Here is a 23552-nt window from a genome sequence, read left to right as displayed (position 1 = left end):
GCTTGCGCCCGGAAATTGCTGCGCTGCGCAGGAATAAGCCGTCCGGCTTTGCATCCTTGGGGAAATAACCACGGGCGATTGCTCCAACACTGGACGAAGCGCCGGGACGGCGCTAAAACGAGGCATTCGCCGGAGGTTGCCATGAACCCGCGCCAAGCCTTTTTCGCCTGCCTGCACCGCTCACCACCGGCCTTGCTGGAGGCCGCGCTATGGATCGCCGCCGAACACGAACCACGACTGGTGCCCGGCCAGTTGCTGGAGGAGTTCAAGCATATCCAGCAGCAGATCGGCGGCAGCCTGCCGTCGCTGCCCGCCAGCGAACTGGGCCAGCCCCTGCTGCGGCGGATGAACGACCTGGAATTCCAGCAGGACGAGTACCTGCCGCTGCGGCCCCAGGCGGCGTTGATGGACAAGGTCCTCGAGCGGCGTCGCGGACAGCCCCTGGCCTTGGCCCTGATCGCCCTTGAGCTGGCGCAGCGGCTGCATATTCCCCTGGTGGGGGTGAACTTTCCCGGCCACTTCCTGCTGCGGGTGCCCGGCGCCGACCACCTGCTGGACCCGTGCGGCGGGCGCCGCCTGTACCCCAACGACTGCCGCGAATTGCTGCAACGCCAATACGGCGATCACCTCAAGCTCCAGGCCGAACACCTGGCCAGCGCCGAACCATGGCAGATGTTCCAGCGCCTGTCGCGCAACCTGCGCCAGTTGCACCTGACCCATGACGACTTCCTCGGCGCCCTGGTCGACGCCGAACGGGTGCTGGAGCTGGGCGATGGCAACGCCGCCGACTACCTGGCCCGGGCCAGCCTCTACCAGCGCCTGGAATGCCCCAACGCCGAACGCTTCGACCTGGAACGCGCCCTGCTGCTCAGCGAGGACCCGATCCAGCGCCTGCGCCTGACCGAGCGCCTGTGCCACCTGCCGCCGGCGAACAAAGTGGTGCACTGAGCACGGCAAGGCATGACAGCGCCGTTGGCGCCCAGGCATGATGGCCGGCCCACGCCAAGGAACGGACCGAGCATGCTGATCAGAAAAGCCCACGGCGACGACGCGCAACGGGTCTTCGACATACGCAACCAGGCCATCAACCACCAATGCACCGGCCATTATCCGGCCGCCGACCTGCAGGTCTGGACCGCCGGCAGCCTGGGGGAATACTTCATCGAGCTGCTGGAGAAGACCGGACACGTGGCGGTGATCGACGGCCAGGTGGCGGCCAGCGGCATGCTCGACCTCGAGTCCGGCCAGGTCGACGCGGTGTTCGTCGACCCGGCCTACATGGGCCGGGGCATCGGCCGGCAGATGATGAACTACCTCGAACAGCAGGCCCTGCAGGCCGGCCTGCCGCACCTGATCCTGGACTCGACCCTGAATGCCGCCGATTTCTACCGCCGCTGCGGTTTCATCGGCGAGCGCATCGCCCAGTACCAGTCGCCCCGGGGCCTGACCCTGGCCTGCATACCGATGATCAAGCACCTGGCACGCTGACCCGACCCCACCTCAAGACTTGAGCGGCGCCTGCAACGGCTCGGCCGCCGCCGTGCCGTCGCCAGTCCCTTCGCCAGGTCCACGGACCTGGATGATCAGCAACGCCGCCAGCAGGGCCGGCACCGCGCAGAAAAAGAAAATCTGCTGCACCGGGATATGCATCGCCAGCAACAGGCTGCCCAGCAGCGGCCCGAGGATCGAACCGAAGCGCCCGACTCCCAGTGCCCAGCCCGTGCCGGTGGCGCGCACCTGGGCCGGGTAGAAGTTGCTGGCGAAGGCGTTCAGGGTCAGCTGGCCACCGATGATGCAGAAGCCTGCGGCAAACACGAACACCACCAGGTAGCGCGGGTTGTCGTGGTTCAGCCCCAGCAGCACGGTGCACAGCGCCGCCAGGGCGAGCACCGCGGACAACAGCCGCACCTTGCGCTTGAGGCGATCGGCGACCCAGGCCATGCAGATCGCCCCCAGGGTTCCGGCGAACAGGAACATCGACGTCACCAGGTTGGCCTGTTTCAGGGCCAGGCCGCTTTCCAGCAGCAGGGTCGGCAGCCAGCTGATCATGAAATACAGCAGGATCAGGCTGACGAAAAAGGTCGACCAGATCAGCAGCGTCGGCCGCGCATACCCCTGGCGAAACAATTCCACCACGGTGAACTTGCCAGCGGCCTGTTGCGGGCCCTGGTCGCCGCTCGCCACTGGCGGCTGCCAGTCCGGCAGCATGCGCGCGCAGAGCTTGCGCAGGCGCGCGTAGGGTGGCGCATCGCGCAGCAGGCGTGGCAGGGATTCGGGCAAGCGCCAGAGCAGGAACGGGAACAGCAGCAACGGGGTCACGCCGCCCGCCAGGAACACCGCCTCCCAGCCGAAGCGATCGATGAAGCCGGCCGCGACGAAACCGCCGGCCGCGCCACCGAAGGAGAAACCGCAGGCGGCCAGGGTCACCATCAGGGTGCGCAGGCGCGGCGGCGAATATTCGGACATCAGCGCCATGGCGCTGGGCATCGCCCCACCCATGCCGATGCCACAGATAAAACGCGCGGCCATCAGGCTGTCCAGGGATTGGCTGAACACCATCAGCACCGTCAGGCTGGCGTAGATCAGCACGCAACCCAGGAGGATCCGGCGTACGCCAAAACGATCCGCCAGGGGCGTCACCGCCAGGGAGCCCAGGGTCAGGCCCAGCAGGTTGGCACTGAACACCGGGCCGAAGGCGGCTTTCTCCAGGCCCCAGTCCTGGGCCAGGGCCGGCACCACGTAGCCCAGGACCTGGGCGTCGTAGCCATCGGTGACCAGCAGCAAGGCGAGGAGCAACAACAACGACCACTGGTAGCCGGACACCGGGCGGGCGTCGAGCGCAGCGCGAAAGCTGGCAATCTGGTTTTGCATCGCAAGGTACCTGTTCGGTTTCTTATGGTTATGAAAGGTGATGCGAGAGGCGCCTGGGCAGACCCCCTGGTGGTGGGACTCAAGGGTCCCGCAGCCGCTCCACAGCGGCTGCAGGGGCCGGGTGCGCCCTGGACCAGGGCGCCCAGGGTCAGGCCGGGGTGTCGGGCTGGTTGGCCGGGTGCGCAGCCTGGAACGCCGGATGCTCGGCGGCCAGCGCGGCCACCCGGCGAATCCGCGGGTAGGCTTCCAACGACACCTTGAAGCGCTCGGCGGCGTACAGCTGCGGAATCAGGAACACATCGGCCAGTCCCGGCTGCTCGCCGAAGCAGAAGCCTTCATCTCCGATCAGTTGTTCCAGGGCTGCCAGGCCCTGGCTGATCCAGTGGTCGATCCACACCAGCAACTGCGCCTCTTCATGCCCCCACTCACGCAGCAGGTTCTGCGTGCTGGAGTTGTGCAAGGGATGCACGTCGCAACCGATGATGGACGCCACTGCCCGGGCGCGGGCACGGCCGACCAGATCCTCGGGCAGCAGCGGCGCCTGTGGATAACGCTCCTCCAGGTACTCGATGATCGCCAGCGACTGGATCAGCAGGTCGCCCTCGTCGGTACGCAGGGCCGGAACCCGGCCCTGGGGGTTGATCTCCAGGTACTCGGGCAGGCGGTTGGCCCCGCCCTTGGGTACCAGCAGGTTGACCGGGATGGCCTGGTAGTCCAGGCCCTTGAGGCCCAGGGCGATCCGCACCCGGTAGGACGCGGTGGAACGGTAATAGGTATAAAGCTCCATGCTGCACTCCCCTTAGCGGGCCGTTGAAAATCTACCTGCGTTGTCATCGCTGCGTTAAAAACAGACTCAAAATGCTCATTTACCACCGTAAACTGCGCTTTTTCGCCTGTTTTTGCCTTGCGCTGGCTGCCTCGCCTACGTTTTTCAACGGCCTGCTAGCGGGCTGGCTGGACGATACCCCGGCATTCGCCGAAGCCGATGGAGGCGAAGCCTTCGCGGCGGCAACGCCCGCGCAGGATGATCTCGTCGCCGTCCTCGAGGAACTTGCGCACTTCGCCGGTGGCCAGCTCGACCGGTTTCTTGCCGCCCTCGGTGATCTCCAGCAGGCTGCCGAACTGGCCGCTCTGCGGGCCGGACAAGGTGCCCGAACCGAACAGGTCGCCGGCCTGCAACTGGCAACCGTTGACGCTGTGGTGCGCCACCATCTGCGCCACGGTCCAGTACATGTACTGGCTGTTGCTCAGGGTCAGGCGATGGGCTGGCAAGCCCTGCTCGCGCATGGTCCGGGTCAGCAGCAGCACTTCCAGTTCGATGTCGAAGCCGCCTGCGGCCTGGTCATGCTTGTCCAGCAGGTACGGCAGTGGTTGCGGGTCGCCTTCGGGGCGTGCCGGCTGGGCCTTGCGGAAGGGTTCCAGGGCCTCGGCGGTCACCACCCAGGGCGAGATGCTGGTGAGGAAGCTCTTGGACAGGAACGGCCCCAGTGGCTGGTATTCCCAGGCCTGGATATCCCGCGCCGACCAGTCGTTGAGCAGGCAGAAACCGGCGATGTGCTCGGCGGCGTCGCCAATGGCGATCGGCTCGCCCAGCTCGTTGCCCTGGCCGATCCAGATCCCCAGTTCGAGCTCGTAGTCCAGGCGCGCGCAAGGACCGAAGGTCGGCTCGCTCTGCCCGGCCGGCAGGGTCTGGCCCTTGGGCCGGCGCACGTCGGCACCGGAGGCGCGGATGGTCGAGGCCCGGCCGTGGTAGCCGATCGGCACGTACTTGTAGTTGGGCAGCAAGGGGTTATCGGGGCGGAACAGCTTGCCGACGTTCTGCGCGTGCTCGATGCCCACGTAGAAGTCGGTGTAGTCGTTGATCCTGGCCGGCACATGCATCTGGCAATCGGCGGCCAGGGGCAGCAGCTTCGCCCCCTGGGCCTGGATCTTGCCTTGCAGGCTGCTGCCTTCGGCCAGCAGTTCCAGCAGGCGCTCGCGCAGGGCCACGCGGGCCGGGCGACCGAGCTGGAAGAAGGCGTTCAACTGGCCACCACGGGTAGCCTCCACCGCGGCCTTGGCCGGGCCTTCGAACAGGCCGGCATCCAGCGCGGCCTCGAGGTCCAGGATCTGCTCGCCGATGGCCACGCCGCTGCGAGGTGCCGAGCCCTGGATGCTGAAGACGCCCAGGGGCAGGTTCTGCAACGGGAAGTCGGGGTGACCGTTGGCAGACTCGACCCAGCTACGGGTGATGGTGGACAAGGTCATGGGTTATCTCCGATTCGGGTTGAAGGTGACGGGCAGCGAAGCCCAGCAAGCATCGTAGTCGCTCTGCAGTTCGGCGCATTCCAGGGCGAAGCGGCTCGGGCGCAGCACCTGGCTGGTCTCGAACATGAAGGCCATGGTGTTGTCGATCTTGGCTGGCTGCAACTCGACGTTGATCGCCTTGGTGCAGGTCTCGCCATCCGGGCCATGGGCACTCATACAGCTGTGCAGCGAGGCGCCGCCGGGCAGGAAGCCTTCGGCCTTGGCGTCGTAGGCCCCCTGGATCAGGCCCATGAACTCGTTCATCAGGTTGCGGTGGAACCAGGGCGGACGGAAGGTGTTCTCGGCCACCATCCAGCGCGGCGGGAAGATCACGAAGTCCAGGTTGGCCATGCCCGGCACGCTGGTGGGCGAGGTCAGGACGGTGAAGATCGACGGGTCCGGATGGTCGAAACTGACGGTGCCGATGGTGTTGAAGCGGCGCAGGTCATATTTGTACGGCACGTTGTTGCCGTGCCAGGCCACCACGTCCAGCGGCGAGTGATCCAGCTCGCAGCCCCAGAGTTCGCCCAGGTATTTCTGGACCAGGGCGGTGGGCTGGCGCAGGTCTTCGTAATGGGCCACCGGGGCCAGGAAGTCCCGGGGGTTGGCCAGGCCGTTGCTGCCGATAGGCCCCAGGTCGGGCAGGCGCAGCGGCGCGCCATGGTTCTCGGCGATATAGCCACGGGCTTGCGGGTCCAGCAGCTCGACGCGGAACTTCAGGCCGCGCGGCAGCACGGCGATCTCCAGCGGTTCGAGCGCCAGCACGCCCAGTTCGGTGACGATGCGCAAGCGGCCCAGCTCGGGCACCAGCAGCAACTCGCCGTCGGCGTTGAAGAACACTCGCTCCATGGAGCGGTTGGCGCGGTAGTGGTAGACGCTGATGCCGGCCGGTTTCTGCGCCGGCGAGTTGGCCACCATGGCCACCAGGCCATCGATGAAATCCGTCGGCTGCGCCGGGATCGACAACGGGCTCCAACGCAGGCGGTTAGGCGTCACTTCGCCCAGGTCACCGCCCGCCAATTGGCGTTCGAGACGGGTGAAGGACGGATGCTTGGCCGAAGGCTGGATGCGGTACATCCAGGTGCGCCGGGCTTCGCTGCGGGCCATGGTGAAGGCCGTGCCGGAGAACAGTTCGGCGTACAGGCCGTAGGGGGCTTTCTGCGGGGAGTTCTGGCCGACCGGCAGTGCGCCGGGCAGGGCTTCGCTGGAAAACTCGTTACCGAAGCCGGATTGGTAGCTGAGGGCGGACGCCGAAGAATCGAGGTTCATGGAGCCTCCTGGAAGTTGGAATAGGCAGGGGCCCACCACTCCTTCGCAAGAGTTATCGGCACGCCTGGGTTATTTTTGTCGTAATCCAATTACGCATAACGTAATTTGATTGCCCAGGAGCGTCAAGCTATAAAGACCGCCACTTGTCACGGGACCCCTACACCTCCATGGAAAAGCCGCGCAGCACCAGCGACAGCAACGGTAAACAGAAAGTCCGCTCGGCCGAGGTCGGCACCGACATCCTCAAGGCCCTGGCCGAACTCTCGCCGTCCACGTCCCTCTCGCGCCTGGCCGAGCATGTGCAAATGCCTGCGAGCAAGGTCCATCGCTATCTGCAAGCGCTGATCGCCAGCGGCTTCGCCGAGCAGAACACCGCCACCAACCACTACGGCCTGGGCCGCGAAGCCTTGCGGGTGGGCCTGGCGGCCCTGGGCAGCATGGATGTGCTGCGAGTCGCCGCCCTGCCCCTGGCCGAGCTGCGCGATGACTTGAACGAAACCTGCTTCCTCGCGGTGTGGGGCAACCAGGGCGCCACCGTGGTGCACATCGAGCCCGCGGTGCGGGCGATGACCGTGGTCACCCAGTTGGGCTCGGTGCTGCCGCTGCTCAGTTCGTCCACCGGGCTGGTGTTCAACGCCTACCTGCCGCAGCGGGAAACCCTCGACCTGCGCCAGCAGGAATTGGCCGAGGCCAGTTCCCACGCCCTGGCCGAGACACAGGCCCACGATGCCCTGGCCGAACAGATCCGCCAGCGCGGCCTGCACCATATCCATGGGCTGCTGATGCCCGGGGTCGACGCCCTGTCGGCGCCGGTGTTCGATGCCACCGGCAAGATCGCCGCGGTGCTGACGGTGGTCGGGCCGGCCTCGATGTTCCATGCCGACGAAAACGGCCCGGCGGCGCAACGCCTGCTGGCGGCCTGTCGTGCGGTGAGCTGGCGCATGGGTTATCAGCCCCTGGCCGAATAACCGCGCGCCCCACCTGGCTCATTGCCTGGGCCCCGCCGCCCAGGCCACCCGCCGGCTTCTGCATGGCTAGGCTGGCACCTGGCAAGCAGCTTCGATGCGCACTTGGCGACAGCCCCGACTATTGCTCTGTCTGTAACAGTCCTTGTCCTGAATCGCTATTTTTCCGGGGTCGGCCAGGGCTTATTCTTCTTTCGCAGTCACGGCAGACAGCCTGGCTCCACCACCGAGACAAGTGCTGTGCAGGACTTCTCGGCAACCGATTCCGGCAGGCTTGAAGCGACTCGACTCAAGCCGCCCACCCAGGTTCACTGACGTTGATTTTGTAGCTCCTTGATCTAACGTCTTACTTCGGCCGCTGCCCTTGCAGCGGCCTTTTTTATGCCTGGGAACATGACCGGGCAGGACGCCCGTGAAGGGTAGCGGCGGCCGCCGCTCCAGGGCCCAGGCATGGCCCGGGAGAAGGCGCTCGAAGCGGCGGCCGGAGGCAATCAGATCGCGTATTTTTGCAGGTTCTGCATCATCTCCTTGAGGGCCTCGAGGTTGTCCTTGGGATGGACCGCGCCCTCGAAGTCGCAGATCTCTTGCCAGTGGGCCGCCACGTCTTGCGGCGTGAAGCCCTGGCGCGGGTCGAAGCCGGCGCCCAGGCTGCGCTCCCAGCGCACCTTGCCGATCCAGCCGCCACCGACCTCGAACAAGCCGGAGGTTTCCTGGCACTGCTCGCTGCCCAGGTACACCACCAGCGGGCTGACCAGTTCCGGCTTGAGCTGCTCGAACACCTGGGGCGGGATCAGGCCCTCGGTCATCCGCGTGCCGCCGGTGGGGGCAATGGCGTTGACCAGGATATTGCTCTTGCGTCCTTCCAGCGCCAGGGTCCGGGTCAGGCCATACAGGCCCAGCTTGGCCATGCCGTAGTTGGACTGGCCGAAGTTGCCATAGATGCCCGAAGTGGAGGCGGTGAAGATCACCCGCCCATAAGCCTGCTCGCGCAGGTGCGGCCAGGCGGCGCGGGTGACCTTGTAGGCCCCCTCGACGTGCACCTGGTACACCAGGTCCCAGTCGGTGTCGTCCATCTTGTGGAAGGTCTTGTCGCGCAGGATCCCGGCGTTGTTGACCACCACGTCGACCCGGCCGAAGACATCCAGGGCGTTCTGCACGATCTTCTCGCCGTCGGTGACCGAGTCGTGGTTGGCCTCGGCGATGCCACCCGCCTCGCGGATTTGCGCCACCACCCGGTCGGCCGCCGAGGCACTGGCGCCCTCGCCCTGGGCCGAGCCGCCCAGGTCATTGACCAGCACCTTGGCGCCGTGGCGGGCGAACAACAAGGCGTGGGCCCGTCCCAGGCCACCACCGGCCCCGGTGATGATCACCACTTTGTCTTCCAAGCGCACAGACTCACTCATACCGAACTCCAGCAGGGCCAATGGACAAGAACCCGAGTGTCGGGCAGCCGGCCAGGGCCTACAACGAACAGGGCCGCCGCTGAATGGTGCGCGATAAGACAGCGGGATAGTCGAGCCGGGGCCGCAGCGAGGCTGCGCCCCGCAAGGTTCAGGAGCCCACGGCGCGGCTGACCGGAGCCTGTAGTGCATCGCGAAAGGCCAGGTAGTGCTTGAGCACCGCCCGCGGCGCCTCGATCTGCGGGTAATGGCCGATGTCCGGCAGCAGCACGGTGTCCGGCCGGGGGATCAACTGGCGATAGCGCTCGACCATGTGCGCCCCGGAGATCGGGTCCTGGGCGCCATCGATCACCCGCAGCGGCACCTCGCCCTGCTGCATGGCCGCGACCCAGCGCTCGCGCTGCTGGCGCCGCTGCGGGATATAGCCGATCAACTTGTGCAGGATGCGCGGTCCCTGGTGGCTTTGCACCAGGCTCCAGAAGTCGTCCAGCACGGTTTCGCTGGGCTGGCTCTGCGGCCCGAACACCTGCTGCAGGTTCCTGGCCAGGCCCTCGCGACTGAACATCCGCCCGAGCATCCAGCCCAATGGGCTGAGCAGCAGTTTCTGGCTCAGCACCGGGCGATGGGTTTCCGGGAACAGGCCGCCATTGAGGAACACGCAACTGGCGATCCCGATGCGTTCCTCGTAATGCCGGGCCAGCAGTTCCTGGGCGACGCTGTCGCCATAGTCATGGGCCAGCACGTGCAGCGGTCCCTCGATCCCCAAGTGTGCCAACAACGCCTGCTGCAGGTCCGCCTGCTCCAGCAGGCTGTAGTCGTGCTCCAGGGGCTTGGCCGAATCACCGAAGCCGAGCATGTCGCAGGCGATCACCTGGTAGCGCCGCGCCAGGGGTTGCCACAGGTAGTGCCAGTCCCAGCTGGCGGTGGGAAAACCATGGATCAGCAACAGCGGCGCGCCCTGCCCGGCCACCCAGTAGCGAACGGCCTGGCCGCGGAACTGCAAGTCCTGCCCCTGGGTACGCCAGACACTCAGGGGAATCTCGGCGAGAGGCATCAGGCTTTGTACCCCGGGTCGAGTTGCTCGAGCTTGCGCAGCAGGGCCGGCCAGGCCAACACCCCGCCCATGCCCTGGGCACTGCGGGTGACCCCGGCGATCATCGCCTTGGCTCCACTGAGCACCGACGCGGGAATGGCGATCAGCTCGGCACCGCCGTTCTGCGCCAGCACCTGGATTTCACAGGCACGCTGGAAGATGAACATCATCAGGAAAGTGTCAGCGATGCTCGCACCACAGGTCAGCAGGCCGTGGTTGTGCAACATCAGGAAATTGTTGTCGCCCAGGTCGGCCTGCAGCCGGACCTTCTCCTCGGGGTTCAGGGCCACGCCCTCGTAGGGGTGGTAGCCGAGGCTGGCGAGGACGAACAGCGACTGCTGGCTGATGGGCAACACGCCCTGCTGCTGCGCCGACACCGCCACGCCCGCCGCGGTATGGGTGTGCAGCACGCAGAGCACATCGTGGCGCACCGCATGGACCGCGCTGTGGATGGTGTAGCCCGCCGGGTTGATCTCGTAGGGACTGTCCATCAGCTTGTTGCCGGCCTGGTCGACCTTCACCAGGCTGGACGCGGTGATCTCGTGGAACATCAGGCCGAACGGGTTGATCAGGAACTCGTCGGTGCCCGGCACCTTGGCCGAGATGTGGGTGAAGATCAGGTCATCCCAGCCATGCATCGCCACCAGGCGATAACAGGCGGCCAGGTCCTGGCGGGTTTGCCATTCCAGGGCGCTGACCTGGTCCTTGACACTCGCAGTGGATGGAACGGGGGCTAGGCTCACGGCAGGGACCTCATGTTGGCTTTTATTGGAAGGAGGACCCTCGCAGTCTAGACACCCCTGGCGCACCACGGAGTCGCCTTGGCAGCCAGCTTGATGACCGAACGGGTCAGCCGGCGACCGAGCCGCGCCACGGCGCCTTCACCTCAAAGCAACGACGCCAGCAAAGGCGCGGCGAACAGGTTCAACAGCCCGGTGAGCACCATCACCAGTCCCGCTACCGAGCCCTCCTCGCCACCGACTTCGTGGGCCCGGCTGACCCCGGCGCCATGGGCGCCGACCCCGAACAGCGCGCCCCGGGCCAGGGCGCTGCGCAGGGGCAGCCAACGTAACAGCACGCCGCCGAGCATGGCGCCGAAGACCCCGGTGAACATCACGAATACCGCCGTCAGCTCGGGCACGCCGCCCAGGTCATGGGCCAGGGGCATGGCGAACGGAGTGGTGATCGAGCGAGGCACCAGCGACAGGGTCACCGAGCTGTCCAGGGCCAGGAGCCGGGCCAGGCCGAAAGAACTACCGATGGAGGCCGCGCTACCGGCCAGCATGCCCAGCAGCAATGCCGACCAATGGCGCATCAGCAACTGGCGCTGCTGCCAGATGGGAATGGCGAAGGCCACGGTCACCGGGCCCAGCACCAGCATCAGCCAGTGGGTATTGGCGGCATACTCGGCGTAGGCGGTGTGCAACGGCACCGCGACCGCCAGCAGCAGCGTCGGCACCAGGATCAGCGGCGACAACAGGTAGCGCCCGGTGCGCCGGTAGATCCAGCGGCTGAACAGATAGGCGCCGAAGGTCAGCGCCAGCCAGAACATCGGCATCGCCTCAAGCTTCATGGCGCATCCTCCAGCGGCACACCAGCTCCACGGTCAGCGCGGTCACCAGCATCACCAGCAAGGTGCTGACGCCGATCACCAGCAGGATCCGCCAGCCGTCCTGGCGTAGCAGGCCGCCGTAGTCCAGCAGGCTCATCAGCGCCGGGATGAAGAACAGCAGCATCTCCGCCATCAAGAGGCCAGCGCCCAGTTGCAGGGCTGCCGGCTTGACCCAGCCCAGGGCGAAGGCCAGCAACAACATGGCCAGGCCGATGACCCCGCCGGGAATCGGCCAGGGCAGCCAGGTAGCCAGTTGGCAGCCGAGAAAATAGATGGCCAGCAGCACCGCCAGCTCGCACAGCAGGCGGCCTAAGCGTTTCAAGGGGGAAATGTTCATGGTGGTTCGGTCCTCTGGGAGACTATTTTATGAAAAGCCCCTTCATCACCGAAGCGAATTGTTAGACTGGAAGCCATTCCAAACTGGAATTCCCACCATGGATTTCAAGCAACTGCGCAGCTTCGTCGAAGTGATCCACCAGGGCGGCTTCACCCAGGCCGCCAAGACCCTGCATATCAGCCAGTCGGCGGTGAGCAAGCAGGTCGCCCAGCTGGAACAGAGTCTGGGCACGCCGCTGCTGGAGCGCCAGGGCTCGCACATCCACCTGACCGCCGCTGGCAACGTGGTGCTGCAACGGGCCGAGGGCATGCTGCGCCTGCGCAATGAGCTGCTCAGCGAACTGGACGACCTGAGCCACATGACCCGCGGCGAGTTGCGCCTGGGCCTGCCGATGCTGGGCAGCGATACGCTGTTCGCCAGCCGCTTCGCCGAGTACCGGCGACGCTATCCGAATATCCAGGTGCATTTGCTCGAAGGTGGCAGCCTGAATGTCGAGCAGGCGGTACGCAGCGGCGAACTGGAACTGGGCGGCAGCCTGACGCCCAAGGACCCGGCCTTCGCCTACCAGCCGTTCTGCGACGAACCGCTGGATGCCCTGCTGCCCGCCGATCATCCGCTGGCGATGAATGCCAAGGTGCGCCTGGAAGAACTGGCCGACACCCCGTTCCTGCTGTACCAGCGCAGCTTCGTGCTCAACGACCGCCTGCTCCAGGCCTGCCAGCAGCTGGGGTTCACTCCCAGGGAAGGTGGGCGCAGCGGCCAGGCGGACTTCCTCGCGGCGCTGGTGGCGGCGGGCCAGGGCGTGGTGCTGCTGCCCAGCGTGGTGGCCCGGGCCCTGGTCCGCCCGGGCGTGGTGCGCCTGACCCTGAAGGCCCCGGAGTCCCTGCGCTGGGACATTGCCTTCATCTGGCGCGAAGGGGCCTACTTGTCCAAGGCGGCGCAGGCCTGGCTGGCGCTGCTACGGGAACAGCCGGTCAGCCCCGCAGTGCGCTGACCAGCTCCGCCAGCCAGGGCTCTGCATCGGTTTCCGGGGTCACGGTCTCGCTGGCGTCCAGGCGCAGCATCGGCAGCACCTCGCGTACGCCCAGTTCGGCGAACAGCTCGCGCATCTGCTCGCCGCCACCGCAAAAGGTATCGCCATAGCTGGAGTCGCCCAGGCCGATCACTGCCCCGGGCAAACCGCGCCAGGCGGCCGGCAGTTGATCGCGAATGCTCGAATACAGCGGCAGCAGGCTGTCCGGCAACTCGCCCATGCCGGTGGTCGAGGTCACTGCCAGGAATGCCTCTGGCGCGAACGCCTGGACATCGGCCAGGGTCGCGCGGGGGTTGTGCCAGGCCTCGAAGCCCGCGGCGTCGAGGAGCTTGGCGGCATGCCGGGCGACTTCTTCAGCCGTGCCGTACACCGTGCCGGAAAGGATGGCGACTTTCATCAATCTGATCCTGAAGCTGACTAAAAGCCTGGGATATTAACAGCTACGGAGTAAAATCCCGTCTTCGCTCGTCCGCAGGCTGCAAAGCAGCTGTAGACACCATGCCAGCATGCCTTAGAATCCAGCCCTTGCTGATCGAAGACGGAACTGCGGGATGATAAACGCCCACTTGCTGCAACGGATGATCAACGCCTCCAACGACGGGATTGTGGTCGCCGAGCAGGAAGGCGAGGACACCATACTGATCTATGTGAACCCGGCCTTCGAGCGGCTGACCGGCTACAGCGCCGATGAAGTGCTGTACCAGGACTGCCGTTTCCTGCAATCGGGCGATCGGGACCAGCCGGGCTTGCAGGCGGTCCGCCAGGCCCTGAAGGAGGGTCGGCCATGCCGCGAGGTGCTGCGCAACTATCGCAAGGACGGCAGCCATTTCTGGAACGAGCTGTCGATCACCCCGGTATTCAACGAGAGCGATCGGTTGCACTATTTCATCGGGGTGCAAAAGGACGTCACCGAACAGGTCAAGGCCCAGCAGCGCCTCTCGCAGGTGGAGCAGCAACTGGCCGAGGCCCGGGCTGAGCTGGCTGCCCTCAAGGCGACCAACGGCCCTAATAAGTCGCAGGTTTAGTGGTCGTAGGGGTATCCCCGCTGACTTGTCTTTCACCTTCCGAGCAACATCATGCAGCGCGACGCCCTTCTCACTCAGGATGAACTGGACTTCATCCGGAGCATCCAGCACAACCCGCACCTCAATGTGCGCGACACCACATCCAGCCTGCTGGTCAACGGCGGCTCGCAGATCCGTGATTTGCTGACCCGCCTGGCGGCCAACGAGAAGGTCACTATCCAGGCGCATTTCGACAATCAGCAGATGACCTTCCCGCTGCACCTGGTGGAAGACGAATTCCACGCCTTGCACCTGCGCCTGGGAGTACCGAGCATCTTCGAGGACGGCCCCATGGTGCGGCCATGGCGCCTGGCCCTGGATGAACCGGTGGCCCTGGAGAATGCCAAGGGGCAGCCCGGGCGCCTGTGGGTGCGGGAAGTGTCGTTCAAGGGGGTGCTGCTGGAGGTCCGCAATAAGACCCGACCGCCCAGGCAGTTCGCCCAGTGGTTCAGCCCCTCGGGATACGAGCGGATCGCCCTGCGCGGACATTTCGAGCGCGAGACCGAGGCCGGCTTTTACGCCTATCGCCTGGAGCAGGACGATGCCGAGGAAACCGAGCGCCTGCGCCAGTTCATCCTCCAGCAGCACCGCCATTCCCACCCTGCCCTGCACGCCTGAGGCATCCGCGCGCGCGGCGTCAGGTATCCAGGTGCCCGCCGAGGAATTGCCGCAGGCGCTGCTGCATCAACCGCCCCTCCCCACCCAGGCAGACCACTGGCGACTCGGCCAGGCTGTCCTGGGCCAGGTCCGCGGCATCCCCGGCCAGCATCAGTGGGCAATCCAGGGTCAGCGCCAGGCGCTGGAGGCGCTTGGGCAGCTCAGCCGTCGGCGCATGGTTGGAGAACACCACCAGGGCCTGGGGCTTGAGCTTTTCACAGACCAGGGTCAATTCCTCCAGCGGCACTCCCGGCCCCAGCACCCGCACGCCGAGCTGGTCATGCCCCAGCAGCAGCGCCGCCACCAGCAGCTCCAGTTCGCGGCATTGCTGGTTGAACGCAGTGAGCAATAGCTGCGACGAGCCTGTGCGTTGCAACAACAGGCGCTGGCTGATTCGCGAACGCAGGAAGGCATCCAGGAACAGCCATTCGCTGGTGTGGCCGAAGGCATTACGCTGCTGCAGCTGCTTCCAGAACGGCAGGAAGATGTCCTGGAACACCACCGGCAGGGCATAGCTGGAGAACACCTGGCCGTAGATCCGCTCCAACTGCTCTTCATCGAAGGTATTGACCGCCAGCTTCAACTGATCGCGCCATTGGGCATATTCATCCTGCTGGCCATCGTCCGCCGAAGCCTTGAGCTGAGCCTGGACGGCGCGGTTCTTGGCCATGATCCGCCCGACCTTGCTCACCGCCACGCCGCGCTCGATCCAGCCGAGGATCTCGCGCACCGCCTCAACATCGTGCATGGAATACAACCTGTGCCCACTTTCGGTGCGCGTCGGCTGGATCAGACCGTAGCGTCGCTCCCAGGCCCGCAGGGTCACGGGATTGATGCCGGTCAGGCGGGAAACCTCGCGGATCGGGAACAGCTCGTCCCGCGCGAGGGCGTCCGGAGCCTGGTGGGTAGCGGAAGGTGCAGTGGTGGCGGGCATCTGAGGGAGAGAACACCGATGGACAAAATGACCGACATTCTACTCTCCCCGGGTGCCGGGGCTTCAAGGGCAGGACTATCCGACCGCTGTCATTGGTACAACCGTGCCAATCAGGAATAATCCTTGCTTGTCCAAGGTGCGGCCCGACACCCCGGTGCCCCGTCAACGACTGCCTTACCCAGGCAGCGTATTGGTTTTACGGAGATACATGATGTCTACCTCACCCGTCACCCTGATGGTGGCCCGGCGCGTTGCCGACGGTCGCTACCAGGACCTGATCGCCTGGCTGCGCGAAGGCGAGCAACTGGCCACCGACTTTCCCGGCTACCTGGGCTCCGGCGTCCTGGCCCCTCCGCCCGGCGACGATGAATTCCAGATCATCTTCCGGTTCGTCGACGAACAGACCCTGCACACCTGGGAACACTCCGCCTCGCGCACCGCCTGGCTGGCCCGGGGTAGCGACCTGTTCGCCCATCCTTCGGAGCACCGGGTCAGGGGCATCGATGGCTGGTTCGGCGCCGCCGGACAACGCCCACCGCGCTGGAAACAGGCCGTGGCGATCTGGTTGGCGTTCTTTCCGGTCTCGCTGCTGTTCAACTTCGTCCTCGGGCCGCTGCTCAACGACCTGGGCATGCTGGCGCGGGTATTCGTCAGCACCCTGGCCCTGACCCCGCTGATGGTCTATTTCTTCATCCCGCTGTCCACAAGGCTGCTGGCCAACTGGCTCAACGCCGCCCCGGCCCGCCCACTGCCGGCGGCTCCCTCGACGCAGAACCCGTAAAAACCTGGCGCCGGCCGGTGCCACACCGCCTGTGTCGGCACCGGCCCTCCAGCGATCCGCCCCACGGCGCAGCACCGCCGCTGGTATAGTTCGGCTCTATCCGCGACGCGAGCCCACCATGAACGCCTCCACTGCCCCGATCCTGATCACCGGCGCCAGCCAGCGTGTCGGCCTGCATTGCGCCCTGCGCCTGCTGGAGGACGGACATCCGCTGATCGTCACGTACCGCAGCCTGCGCCCAGGGCTCGAAACCCTGCGCGAGAAGGGCGCGACCCTGCTGTTCGCCGACCTCTCCAGCGAGGCCGGGATCATGGCCCTGATCACTGAGCTCAAGGCCCGCACCGACTGCCTGCGGGCGATCATCCACAATGCCTCGCAGTGGCTCGAGGAACGCCCGGGCCAGGAAACCGAGGCCTTCACCCACATGTTCGGCGTGCACATGCTGGCGCCCTACCTGATCAACCTGCATTGCGCCGAGTTGCTACAACACTCCAGCCCGGCGGACATCATCCACATCAGCGACGACGTGACCCGCAAGGGCAGCGCCAAGCACATCGCCTACTGTGCCAGCAAGGCCGGCCTGGACAGCCTGACCCTGTCTTTCGCCGCCAAGTACGCCCCGGCAATCAAGGTCAACGGCATCGCACCGGCCCTGCTATTGTTCAATCCCGACGACGACGCGGCGTACCGCGCCAAGACCCTGGCCAAATCCGCCCTGGGCATCGAGCCCGGCGCGCAAGTGATCTACCAGAGCCTGCGTTATCTGCTGGACAACCCCTATGTCACCGGCACCACCCTGACCGTCAACGGCGGGCGGCACGTCAAATAGACCGGCCCCGCGAGGACCTTGCATGAGCCTTTCCCTGCCCCAGCACTACCGCGAGATCCTCAAGGGTCTCGGCGAAGACCCCGAGCGCGAGGGCCTGCTCGATACGCCCAAGCGTGCCGCCAAGGCCATGCAATACCTGTGTCATGGCTACGAGCAGTCGCTGGAGGACGTCGTCAACGGCGCGCTGTTCGCCTCCGAGAACGACGAGATGGTGATCGTCGCCGACATCGAGTTGTACTCCCTGTGCGAACATCACCTGCTGCCCTTCATCGGCAAGGCCCATGTGGCTTATATTCCCACCGGCAAGGTGCTGGGGCTGTCGAAGATCGCGCGGATCGTCGACATGTTCGCCAGGCGCCTGCAGATCCAGGAAAATCTCACCCGGCAGATCGCCGATGCAGTGCAGAGCGTGACCCAGGCCGCCGGCGTCGCCGTGGTGGTCGAAGCCAAGCACATGTGCATGATGATGCGCGGGGTCGAGAAACAGAATTCCACCATGCATACCTCGGTGATGCTCGGCGCCTTTCGCGAATCGAGCACCACTCGCCAGGAATTCCTGCAATTGATTGGACGGAGCAAGTAAATGCCACAACTTCAGCCAGGAATGGCTCGTATCCGAGTCAAGGACCTGCTCCTGCGGACCTACATCGGAATCAACGAGGAAGAGATCCTCAACAAGCAGGATGTCCTGATCAACCTGACCATCCTGTATCCCGCACAAGATGCGGTGCGCGACAACGACATCGATCACGCGCTGAACTATCGCACCATCACCAAGGCCATCATCGCCCACGTCGAGGGCAACCGCTTCGCCCTGCTGGAGCGCCTGACCCAGGAACTGCTGGACCTGGTGATGAGCAACGCCTCGGTGCAGTACGCCGAAGTAGAAGTGGACAAACCCCACGCCCTGCGCTTTGCCGAATCGGTATCCATCACGTTAGCGGCAAGTCGCGACCCAGCCTGACCACCGCCTCAAGCGACAAGCTCCATATCCCCCCAGGAGCTTGTCCCCCCTCGGAGAATCCCATGACCGAACAACAACGCCTGGAACTGGAAGCGGCGGCCTTTCGCCGTCTGGTGGCCCATCTGGACAACCGCAAGGACGTGCAGAACATCGACCTGATGAACCTGGCCGGGTTCTGCCGCAACTGCCTGTCCAAGTGGTACAAGGCCGAAGCCGACCAGCGCCAGATCGAGGTCAGCCTCGATGACGCCCGTGAAGTGGTGTATGGCATGCCCTACGCCGAGTGGAAGAATCTCTATCAGAAAGAAGCCAGCGCCGAGCAGCAAGCGGCGTTCGCCAAAGGAAAACCCCATGACTGACCTGAACACCCTGCGCGCCAGCCTCAACAGCGGCGAACACGCCTTTGCCGACACCCTGGCGTTCATCGCCGCCGGTTATGACTACCAGCCCCAGGCGTTCAACAACGGTGGCGTGGAGAACGCCGCCGGGCAGAACGAAGGCTCGTGCAAGACCCTGGGCCTGGCCCTGCTGGAAGGCCTGAGCGACGCCGAAGCGTTGCTGGCCTTCGGCGAGCATTACCGTTCGGTGCTGGCCACCCCGCAAGGCAGCGACCATGGCAATATCCGCGCCCTGATCGCCCACGGCCTGGCCGGAGTGAAATTCAACGCCCAGCCGCTGGTGCGCAAGGCCTGATCCCGCTGCCACGCACTGCCGGGCCTGCGGCAGTTGCGCGATGCTTTCCATGAGGCATGAAAAAACCGGCTTGCGCCGGTTTCTTCATTTCAGGGCGATCAGAACGAAGCGTTCTGCAGGCCGTCCAGGTAACGCTCGGTGTCCAGGGCCGCCATGCAACCGGCGCCGGCCGAGGTGATGGCCTGGCGGTAGACGTGGTCGGCCACGTCGCCGGCGGCGAAGATGCCCTCGACGCTGGTGGCGGTGGCATTGCCTTCACGACCGCCCTGCACGACCAGGTAACCGTCCTTGAGCGCCAGCTGGCCTTCGAACAGCGACGTGTTCGGAGTGTGGCCGATGGCGATGAACACGCCGTCGACTTTCAGCTCGTCGAAGCTGCCATCGTTGTTCTTCAGGCGGGCACCGGTCACGCCCATGTCGTCGCCCAGCACTTCGTCCAGGGTCGCGTTGAGCTTGAGCTCGATCTTGCCTTCGGCAACCCGGGCGTGGAGCTTGTCGATCAGGATCTTCTCGGCGCGGAAGGTATCGCGACGGTGGATCAGGGTGACCTTGCTGGCGATGTTGGCCAGGTACAGGGCTTCCTCGACAGCGGTGTTGCCACCACCGACCACGGCCACTGGCTTGTTGCGGTAGAAGAAACCGTCGCAGGTGGCGCAGGCGGAAACGCCCTTGCCCATGAACGCCTCTTCCGATGGCAGGCCCAGGTAGCGAGCGCTGGCGCCGGTGGCGATGATCAGGGCGTCGCAGGTGTAGGTGCCGCTGTCACCGGTCAGGGTGTAGGGCTTGGCGGCGAAGTCCACGGCATTGATGTGGTCGAAGACGATTTCGGTTTCGAAGCGCTCGGCGTGCTCGCGCATCCGCTCCATCAGCGCCGGACCGGTCAGGCCGTGCACGTCGCCCGGCCAGTTGTCGACTTCGGTGGTGGTGGTCAGCTGGCCGCCGGCCTGCATGCCGGTGATCAGCAGTGGCTTCAGGTTGGCGCGGGCGGCATAGACCGCGGCGCTGTAACCGGCAGGGCCGGAACCGAGAATAATCACACGCGAATGACGTACATCAGACATGACTCACTCCTATCGACCGGCCCGGCTGCCCTGGCGCGGAACGCCGGCTTGCCGGCTGGAATAAAAAAGGACGGCGAAACCTTGGGGAAGGCTAAAACTCGTCCGTCCAAAAATAATGGGTGCAGCGTATAGAGGGGGCGAAGATTAAGGAAATACGGTTTAACAATCCAGCTCATAGGCGGTCTCTATCCTCTGAAGACCAGTATGAAGAGGTCTTTGTTACCCTTGATGTCGCCGTATGCGCCGCACTTTCGCCCCTTGTGCAAAGCCGGTAAGGTCGGCGCGTTTTCCCTCTGCTCGGAGCCTTCTATGCCCGCCCCTGTCTTGTCCGGCCCGCAATACCTGCGCGAGGGCCTCAAGTTGATCCTCACCCCCGGCCTGCGCCTGTTCGTGCTCTTGCCGCTGCTGGTCAACCTGGTGCTGTTCGTCGGATTGATCTATTTCGCCGGTCATCAGTTCAGCCTCTGGGTCGATTCCCTGATGCCGACCCTGCCGCAATGGCTGAGCTTTCTCAGCTACATCCTGTGGCCGCTGTTCGTGGTGCTGGTGGTGCTGATGGTGTTCTTCAGCTTCACCATGCTGGCCAATATCATCGCCGCCCCGTTCAACGGCTTCCTCGCGGAAAAGGTCGAGACCGTGGTCCGCGGCACCGATGATTTCCCCCCCTTCAGCTGGGGCGAACTGCTGGCGATGATCCCCCGCACCCTGTCCCGGGAGATGCGCAAGCTGGGCTACTTCCTGCCCCGGGCCATCGGCTTGTTCATCCTCTCGCTGATCCCGGTGGTCAACCTGGTGGCGGCGCCGCTGTGGCTGCTGTTCGGCATCTGGATGATGGCCATCCAGTACATCGACTACCCGGCGGACAACCACAAGATGAGCTGGCAGGACATGCTCGCCTGGTTGCGCCAGAAGCGCTGGCAGAGCCTGGGCTTCGGCGGCATCGTCTACCTGGCGCTGATGATTCCCTTCGTCAACATCCTGATGATGCCCGCCGCCGTGGCCGGGGCAACGCTGTTCTGGGTCCGCGAGCGCGGTGTGGATAACTTGCCGGGCCAACAGCGCTGAACCTGTCCGTCCCTGTTCCGGCTCCTGCACGACATCGCCCAGGGGCCAGCCTGCAAGCACTGCGCTCGAAGCCAGTGCCGGGCCGTCATAAATCCATCATCCCAAGGTCACAATGACGACATGGCCCCAGCCGACACTGGGGTCATGAGCCCAGCCCTGCATATCACCCTCATCACCGAGACCTTCCCGCCGGAAATCAACGGCGTGGCCAATACCCTTGGCCGCCTGTGCGATGGCCTGCGGGCCCGTGGGCACCAGGTGGAACTGGTGCGTCCGCGCCAAGGCTGCGATCAGAGCCGGAGCAGCGACGAAGCCCTGCTGCTGTGCCGAGGTTGGCCACTGCCGGGGTATCCGGGGCTGCAATGGGGCCAGTCATCGATGCACAAGCTGCTACGCCGCTGGAAACGCCAGCGTCCGGATGTGCTGTACATCGCCACCGAAGGGCCCCTTGGCTTGTCCGCACTGCGGGCGGCCAAGCGCCTGGGGATCTCGGTGGTCAGCGGCTTCCACACCAATTTCCAGCAGTACTCCAGCCAGTACGGCCTGGGCTTGCTGACGCGCTTGCTGACCCACTACCTGCGCTGGTTCCACAACCGCTCGAAGCTGACCCTGGTGCCCAGTGCCAGCCAGTGCCTGGAACTGGAGCGCCGCCACTTCGAGCGCCTGGCGCTGCTCTCCCGCGGGGTCGACAGCCAGTTGTTTCACCCGGCCAAGCGGGTCGCTGAACTGCGGGCCAGTTGGGGGTTGGATAACGACGACCTGGCGGTGATCCATGTCGGGCGCCTGGCGCCGGAGAAGAACCTGGGCCTGCTCAAGCGTTGCTTCGAGCGCCTGCAAGCGAGTTATCCACAGCAGAGGATGAAACTGATCGTGGTGGGCGATGGCCCACAGCGGGCGGCCCTGGAGAAAAGCCTGCCCGATGCGTTGTTCTGCGGTAGCCAGCGAGGCGAGGCGCTGGCGGCACACTATGCCTGCGGCGACCTGTTCCTGTTTCCCAGCCTGACCGAGACCTTCGGCAACGTGGTACTCGAGGCCCTGGCTTCAGGCTTGGCGGTAGTGGCCTACGACCAGGCCGCGGCGGCACAGCACATCCGTCACGGCTACAACGGCGTGCTGGCGATGCCCGGTGACGAGAATGCCTTCTGCGATGCCGCCAGCTGGCTGCTGGAAGAAACCGAGACCCTGCGCCGGGTGCGCCTCAACGCCCGCCAGCACGCCAGCCGCCAAGGCTGGGCAACGGTGATCGAACAGTTCGAGGAGCAGTTGCGCAGCGCCTGCCAGGAGGCGCCGGCGGCGGGCGGGCATGGCGTGAGCGGAGCGACGTGCCAGGCCCGGGACAGGACCAAGGCCCTGGGCGTGGCCAGGGGGCTGCCCCCCTCGCCACCCGGAGCCGCTGGTTAGACCAGGGTGGTCAGCGCATCACGGCTGAACGGCAGGATGTCCTGCTCACGCCCCTCCCGGACCTTCCGCGCCCAGTCCGGATCCACCAGCAGTGCGCGGCCCACGGCCACCAGGTCGAACTCGTCGTTATCCAGGCGTTGCAGCAGGTTCTCCAGGCTGGCCGGTTGCGCCACCTTGTCGGTCTTGACCATGAACTGCAGGAACTCGCCATCCAGGCCAACGCTGCCCACGGTGATGGTGGGCTTGCCGGTGAGCTTGCGAGTCCAGCCCGCCAGGTTCAGTTCGGAGCCTTCGAACTCAGGCTCCCAGAAACGTCGGGTGGAGCAGTGGAAGATATCCACGCCGGCATCCACCAGCGGCTTGAGAAAGGCTTCCAGGGCCTCTGGGGTCTCTACCAGGCGGGCCGCATAGTCCTGCTGCTTCCACTGGGAGAAGCGCAGGATGATCGGGAAGTCCGGGCCGACGGCAGCCCGCACGGCCTGGATCAACTCGATGGCAAAACGCGAGCGCTGGGCCAGGTCGCCACCGTACTCGTCGGTGCGCTGGTTGCTGCCTTCCCAGAAGAACTGGTCCACCAGGTAACCGTGGGCGCCATGGATCTCCACGCCGTCCATGCCGATGCTCTGGGCATCCTTGGCGGCCTGGGCGAACGCAGCGATCACCTCCTGGATATCCTGGTGGGTCATGCCATGCACCACCACCTGGCCGTCCTTGAGCTTCTCGCACGGACCGTAGCCCGGCACGCTGGCGTCCGGCTCGGTGCCCAGGCGCCGCACGTTGCCCACATGCCACAGCTGCGGGACGATCTTACCGCCCTCGGCGTGGACCGCGTCCACCACCTTCTTCCAGCCGGCCAGTGCCGCCTCGCCGTGGAACTGCGGCACATTGGGGTAGCCGTTGGATGCCTGGTGCCCGATGGTAGTGCCTTCGGTGATGATCAGGCCGACCCCTGCCGCGGCACGCCGGCGGTAGTACTCGATGACCTTGGAATTGGGCACGCCGCCCGGCGAGAACGAGCGGGTCATCGGGGCCATCACCACGCGGGTCGGCAATTCCAACGCACCCAGCTGGAAGGGTTTGAACAAGGCTTGGACAGGCATGCTGCACTCCGACAGAAAAGGACTGGAGTCGAGGATCGACGCACAAGGCAGCGCCGGGCATCGCTCCCGGCGCACTTATGATGAGGATAATATTCATCCCCCAGGGGACTGCACAGCATTATTGATTCGAGTGATCG

At 65.3% G+C, this 23552-nt stretch carries 27 protein-coding genes; 14 read left to right on the top strand and 13 right to left on the bottom strand.

The window, feature by feature from the left end:
* Positions 1 to 141 precede the first annotated feature (141 nt).
* Both H7A76_RS14860 and H7A76_RS14855 read left to right on the top strand, forming a co-directional pair.
* The gene (locus H7A76_RS14860; protein ID WP_185699180.1) at positions 142 to 948 is read left to right on the top strand and encodes a SirB1 family protein; all 807 of its coding nucleotides are present in this window, start codon (positions 142 to 144) and stop codon (positions 946 to 948) included.
* 72 nt (positions 949 to 1020) lie between these two features.
* A complete protein-coding gene (locus tag H7A76_RS14855) occupies positions 1021 to 1488 on the top strand; it encodes a GNAT family N-acetyltransferase (protein WP_185699179.1) in 468 nt (155 codons plus the stop codon).
* Positions 1489 to 1500: 12 nt separating this feature from the next.
* Here H7A76_RS14855 and H7A76_RS14850 read toward each other — a convergent pair whose 3' ends face one another.
* The 4 genes from H7A76_RS14850 to hmgA form a co-directional block, all read right to left on the bottom strand.
* Positions 1501 to 2871, bottom strand: a complete 1371-nt coding sequence (locus H7A76_RS14850) for an aromatic acid/H+ symport family MFS transporter (protein WP_185699178.1) — start codon at positions 2869 to 2871, stop codon at positions 1501 to 1503.
* Positions 2872 to 3019: 148 nt separating this feature from the next.
* Positions 3020 to 3658, bottom strand: coding sequence for a maleylacetoacetate isomerase (gene maiA / locus H7A76_RS14845; RefSeq protein ID WP_185699177.1), 639 nt, complete (start codon positions 3656 to 3658; stop codon positions 3020 to 3022).
* Between the two features lie 155 nt (positions 3659 to 3813).
* Positions 3814 to 5118, bottom strand: coding sequence for a fumarylacetoacetase (fahA, locus tag H7A76_RS14840; protein ID WP_185699176.1), 1305 nt, complete (start codon positions 5116 to 5118; stop codon positions 3814 to 3816).
* Between the two features lie 3 nt (positions 5119 to 5121).
* Positions 5122 to 6426 (bottom strand): homogentisate 1,2-dioxygenase, encoded by a 1305-nt coding sequence (gene hmgA / locus H7A76_RS14835; RefSeq protein WP_185699175.1) that lies wholly within the window; start codon positions 6424 to 6426, stop codon positions 5122 to 5124.
* A gap of 167 nt (positions 6427 to 6593) precedes the next feature.
* On the opposite strand from hmgA, the gene H7A76_RS14830 reads away from it, so the two are divergent.
* Complete coding sequence (locus H7A76_RS14830; protein ID WP_185699243.1) at positions 6594 to 7394, top strand: IclR family transcriptional regulator; 801 nt, start codon at positions 6594 to 6596, stop codon at positions 7392 to 7394.
* A gap of 488 nt (positions 7395 to 7882) precedes the next feature.
* Here the strand turns inward: H7A76_RS14830 and H7A76_RS14825 are convergent, their stop codons facing one another.
* The 5 genes from H7A76_RS14825 to H7A76_RS14805 form a co-directional block, all read right to left on the bottom strand.
* On the bottom strand, positions 7883 to 8794 hold the full coding sequence (locus H7A76_RS14825; protein ID WP_185699174.1) for an SDR family oxidoreductase: 912 nt from the start codon (positions 8792 to 8794) through the stop codon (positions 7883 to 7885).
* A gap of 148 nt (positions 8795 to 8942) precedes the next feature.
* On the bottom strand, positions 8943 to 9845 hold the full coding sequence (locus H7A76_RS14820; protein ID WP_185699173.1) for an alpha/beta fold hydrolase: 903 nt from the start codon (positions 9843 to 9845) through the stop codon (positions 8943 to 8945).
* Positions 9845 to 10627, bottom strand: a complete 783-nt coding sequence (locus H7A76_RS14815) for a class II aldolase/adducin family protein (protein ID WP_185699172.1) — start codon at positions 10625 to 10627, stop codon at positions 9845 to 9847. The genes H7A76_RS14820 and H7A76_RS14815 overlap by 1 nt, the downstream gene beginning before the upstream one ends.
* A 143-nt stretch (positions 10628 to 10770) precedes the next feature.
* On the bottom strand, positions 10771 to 11457 hold the full coding sequence (locus H7A76_RS14810; RefSeq protein WP_185699171.1) for an LrgB family protein: 687 nt from the start codon (positions 11455 to 11457) through the stop codon (positions 10771 to 10773).
* Entirely contained in the window at positions 11447 to 11833 is a 387-nt protein-coding gene (locus H7A76_RS14805; RefSeq protein ID WP_185699170.1) for a CidA/LrgA family protein, read from the bottom strand. Before H7A76_RS14805 ends, H7A76_RS14810 begins: the two co-directional genes overlap by 11 nt.
* 97 nt (positions 11834 to 11930) lie before the next feature.
* Here H7A76_RS14805 and H7A76_RS14800 point away from each other — a divergent pair, with 97 nt between their 5' ends.
* The gene (locus H7A76_RS14800) at positions 11931 to 12827 is read left to right on the top strand and encodes a LysR family transcriptional regulator (RefSeq protein ID WP_185699169.1); all 897 of its coding nucleotides are present in this window, start codon (positions 11931 to 11933) and stop codon (positions 12825 to 12827) included.
* Here H7A76_RS14800 and H7A76_RS14795 read toward each other — a convergent pair.
* Complete coding sequence (locus H7A76_RS14795) at positions 12808 to 13263, bottom strand: flavodoxin (RefSeq protein WP_185699168.1); 456 nt, start codon at positions 13261 to 13263, stop codon at positions 12808 to 12810. The genes H7A76_RS14800 and H7A76_RS14795 overlap by 20 nt on opposite strands.
* Before the next feature lie 154 nt (positions 13264 to 13417).
* On the opposite strand from H7A76_RS14795, the gene H7A76_RS14790 reads away from it, so the two are divergent.
* Both H7A76_RS14790 and H7A76_RS14785 read left to right on the top strand, forming a co-directional pair.
* Positions 13418 to 13891 carry a PAS domain-containing protein gene (locus tag H7A76_RS14790; RefSeq protein WP_185699167.1) on the top strand — a complete coding sequence of 158 codons (474 nt, stop codon included), beginning with the start codon at positions 13418 to 13420 and terminating at the stop codon, positions 13889 to 13891.
* 51 nt (positions 13892 to 13942) lie between these two features.
* The gene (locus H7A76_RS14785) at positions 13943 to 14548 is read left to right on the top strand and encodes a hypothetical protein (RefSeq protein ID WP_185699166.1); all 606 of its coding nucleotides are present in this window, start codon (positions 13943 to 13945) and stop codon (positions 14546 to 14548) included.
* Between the two features lie 19 nt (positions 14549 to 14567).
* Here the strand turns inward: H7A76_RS14785 and H7A76_RS14780 are convergent, their stop codons facing one another.
* Complete coding sequence (locus H7A76_RS14780; protein WP_185699165.1) at positions 14568 to 15521, bottom strand: MerR family transcriptional regulator; 954 nt, start codon at positions 15519 to 15521, stop codon at positions 14568 to 14570.
* A gap of 211 nt (positions 15522 to 15732) precedes the next feature.
* On the opposite strand from H7A76_RS14780, the gene H7A76_RS14775 reads away from it, so the two are divergent.
* The 6 genes from H7A76_RS14775 (at position 15733) to H7A76_RS14750 (ending at position 18788) form a co-directional block, all read left to right on the top strand.
* On the top strand, positions 15733 to 16302 hold the full coding sequence (locus H7A76_RS14775) for an antibiotic biosynthesis monooxygenase (RefSeq protein WP_185699164.1): 570 nt from the start codon (positions 15733 to 15735) through the stop codon (positions 16300 to 16302).
* Between the two features lie 118 nt (positions 16303 to 16420).
* Entirely contained in the window at positions 16421 to 17131 is a 711-nt protein-coding gene (gene folM, locus H7A76_RS14770) for a dihydromonapterin reductase (RefSeq protein WP_185699163.1), read from the top strand.
* A gap of 22 nt (positions 17132 to 17153) precedes the next feature.
* Positions 17154 to 17714, top strand: coding sequence for a GTP cyclohydrolase I FolE (gene folE, locus H7A76_RS14765; protein WP_185699162.1), 561 nt, complete (start codon positions 17154 to 17156; stop codon positions 17712 to 17714).
* Complete coding sequence (gene folX, locus H7A76_RS14760; RefSeq protein WP_031320912.1) at positions 17715 to 18095, top strand: dihydroneopterin triphosphate 2'-epimerase; 381 nt, start codon at positions 17715 to 17717, stop codon at positions 18093 to 18095.
* Positions 18096 to 18157: 62 nt separating this feature from the next.
* On the top strand, positions 18158 to 18454 hold the full coding sequence (locus H7A76_RS14755) for a DUF1244 domain-containing protein (RefSeq protein ID WP_022642353.1): 297 nt from the start codon (positions 18158 to 18160) through the stop codon (positions 18452 to 18454).
* Positions 18447 to 18788, top strand: coding sequence for a HopJ type III effector protein (locus tag H7A76_RS14750; RefSeq protein WP_185699161.1), 342 nt, complete (start codon positions 18447 to 18449; stop codon positions 18786 to 18788). Before H7A76_RS14755 ends, H7A76_RS14750 begins: the two co-directional genes overlap by 8 nt.
* 98 nt (positions 18789 to 18886) lie before the next feature.
* On the opposite strand, the gene trxB is transcribed toward H7A76_RS14750, so the two are convergent.
* On the bottom strand, positions 18887 to 19849 hold the full coding sequence (gene trxB / locus H7A76_RS14745) for a thioredoxin-disulfide reductase (RefSeq protein ID WP_185699160.1): 963 nt from the start codon (positions 19847 to 19849) through the stop codon (positions 18887 to 18889).
* A gap of 309 nt (positions 19850 to 20158) precedes the next feature.
* Here trxB and cysZ point away from each other — a divergent pair, with 309 nt between their 5' ends.
* Both cysZ and H7A76_RS14735 read left to right on the top strand, forming a co-directional pair.
* Positions 20159 to 20914, top strand: a complete 756-nt coding sequence (cysZ, locus tag H7A76_RS14740; protein WP_185699159.1) for a sulfate transporter CysZ — start codon at positions 20159 to 20161, stop codon at positions 20912 to 20914.
* 120 nt (positions 20915 to 21034) lie between these two features.
* A complete protein-coding gene (locus tag H7A76_RS14735; RefSeq protein WP_185699158.1) occupies positions 21035 to 22315 on the top strand; it encodes a glycosyltransferase family 4 protein in 1281 nt (426 codons plus the stop codon).
* Here H7A76_RS14735 and H7A76_RS14730 read toward each other — a convergent pair.
* Positions 22312 to 23415 (bottom strand): NADH:flavin oxidoreductase, encoded by a 1104-nt coding sequence (locus H7A76_RS14730; protein ID WP_185699157.1) that lies wholly within the window; start codon positions 23413 to 23415, stop codon positions 22312 to 22314. The genes H7A76_RS14735 and H7A76_RS14730 overlap by 4 nt on opposite strands.
* Between the last annotated feature and the right edge of the window lie 137 nt (positions 23416 to 23552).

It is taken from the genome of Pseudomonas sp. MSSRFD41, from assembly GCF_014230245.1.
GTDB classification, from domain to species: Bacteria; Pseudomonadota; Gammaproteobacteria; order Pseudomonadales; family Pseudomonadaceae; genus Aquipseudomonas; species Aquipseudomonas piscis.
The sequence above is the reverse complement of the archived record's forward strand: the minus strand, read 5'-3'. Positions and strand labels throughout refer to the sequence as shown.

Excerpts from the sequence above, each read along its gene's own strand:
- folX (WP_031320912.1), top strand. The coding sequence starts at position 17,715 with ATGCCACAACTTCAGCCAGGAATGGCTCGTATCCGAGTCAAGGACCTG.
- H7A76_RS14780 (WP_185699165.1), bottom strand. The coding sequence starts at position 15,521 with ATGCCCGCCACCACTGCACCTTCCGCTACCCACCAGGCTCCGGACGCC.
- H7A76_RS14775 (WP_185699164.1), top strand. The coding sequence starts at position 15,733 with ATGTCTACCTCACCCGTCACCCTGATGGTGGCCCGGCGCGTTGCCGAC.
- H7A76_RS14755 (WP_022642353.1), top strand. The coding sequence starts at position 18,158 with ATGACCGAACAACAACGCCTGGAACTGGAAGCGGCGGCCTTTCGCCGT.
- H7A76_RS14855 (WP_185699179.1), top strand. The coding sequence starts at position 1,021 with ATGCTGATCAGAAAAGCCCACGGCGACGACGCGCAACGGGTCTTCGAC.
- hmgA (WP_185699175.1), bottom strand. The coding sequence starts at position 6,426 with ATGAACCTCGATTCTTCGGCGTCCGCCCTCAGCTACCAATCCGGCTTC.
- H7A76_RS14825 (WP_185699174.1), bottom strand. The coding sequence starts at position 8,794 with ATGAGTGAGTCTGTGCGCTTGGAAGACAAAGTGGTGATCATCACCGGG.
- H7A76_RS14850 (WP_185699178.1), bottom strand. The coding sequence starts at position 2,871 with ATGCAAAACCAGATTGCCAGCTTTCGCGCTGCGCTCGACGCCCGCCCG.
- trxB (WP_185699160.1), bottom strand. The coding sequence starts at position 19,849 with ATGTCTGATGTACGTCATTCGCGTGTGATTATTCTCGGTTCCGGCCCT.
- fahA (WP_185699176.1), bottom strand. The coding sequence starts at position 5,118 with ATGACCTTGTCCACCATCACCCGTAGCTGGGTCGAGTCTGCCAACGGT.
- H7A76_RS14795 (WP_185699168.1), bottom strand. The coding sequence starts at position 13,263 with ATGAAAGTCGCCATCCTTTCCGGCACGGTGTACGGCACGGCTGAAGAA.
- H7A76_RS14860 (WP_185699180.1), top strand. The coding sequence starts at position 142 with ATGAACCCGCGCCAAGCCTTTTTCGCCTGCCTGCACCGCTCACCACCG.
- H7A76_RS14820 (WP_185699173.1), bottom strand. The coding sequence starts at position 9,845 with ATGCCTCTCGCCGAGATTCCCCTGAGTGTCTGGCGTACCCAGGGGCAG.
- H7A76_RS14805 (WP_185699170.1), bottom strand. The coding sequence starts at position 11,833 with ATGAACATTTCCCCCTTGAAACGCTTAGGCCGCCTGCTGTGCGAGCTG.
- H7A76_RS14730 (WP_185699157.1), bottom strand. The coding sequence starts at position 23,415 with ATGCCTGTCCAAGCCTTGTTCAAACCCTTCCAGCTGGGTGCGTTGGAA.
- H7A76_RS14750 (WP_185699161.1), top strand. The coding sequence starts at position 18,447 with ATGACTGACCTGAACACCCTGCGCGCCAGCCTCAACAGCGGCGAACAC.
- H7A76_RS14800 (WP_185699169.1), top strand. The coding sequence starts at position 11,931 with ATGGATTTCAAGCAACTGCGCAGCTTCGTCGAAGTGATCCACCAGGGC.
- cysZ (WP_185699159.1), top strand. The coding sequence starts at position 20,159 with ATGCCCGCCCCTGTCTTGTCCGGCCCGCAATACCTGCGCGAGGGCCTC.
- H7A76_RS14830 (WP_185699243.1), top strand. The coding sequence starts at position 6,594 with ATGGAAAAGCCGCGCAGCACCAGCGACAGCAACGGTAAACAGAAAGTC.
- maiA (WP_185699177.1), bottom strand. The coding sequence starts at position 3,658 with ATGGAGCTTTATACCTATTACCGTTCCACCGCGTCCTACCGGGTGCGG.
- H7A76_RS14790 (WP_185699167.1), top strand. The coding sequence starts at position 13,418 with ATGATAAACGCCCACTTGCTGCAACGGATGATCAACGCCTCCAACGAC.
- H7A76_RS14785 (WP_185699166.1), top strand. The coding sequence starts at position 13,943 with ATGCAGCGCGACGCCCTTCTCACTCAGGATGAACTGGACTTCATCCGG.
- folM (WP_185699163.1), top strand. The coding sequence starts at position 16,421 with ATGAACGCCTCCACTGCCCCGATCCTGATCACCGGCGCCAGCCAGCGT.
- H7A76_RS14735 (WP_185699158.1), top strand. The coding sequence starts at position 21,035 with ATGGCCCCAGCCGACACTGGGGTCATGAGCCCAGCCCTGCATATCACC.
- folE (WP_185699162.1), top strand. The coding sequence starts at position 17,154 with ATGAGCCTTTCCCTGCCCCAGCACTACCGCGAGATCCTCAAGGGTCTC.
- H7A76_RS14810 (WP_185699171.1), bottom strand. The coding sequence starts at position 11,457 with ATGAAGCTTGAGGCGATGCCGATGTTCTGGCTGGCGCTGACCTTCGGC.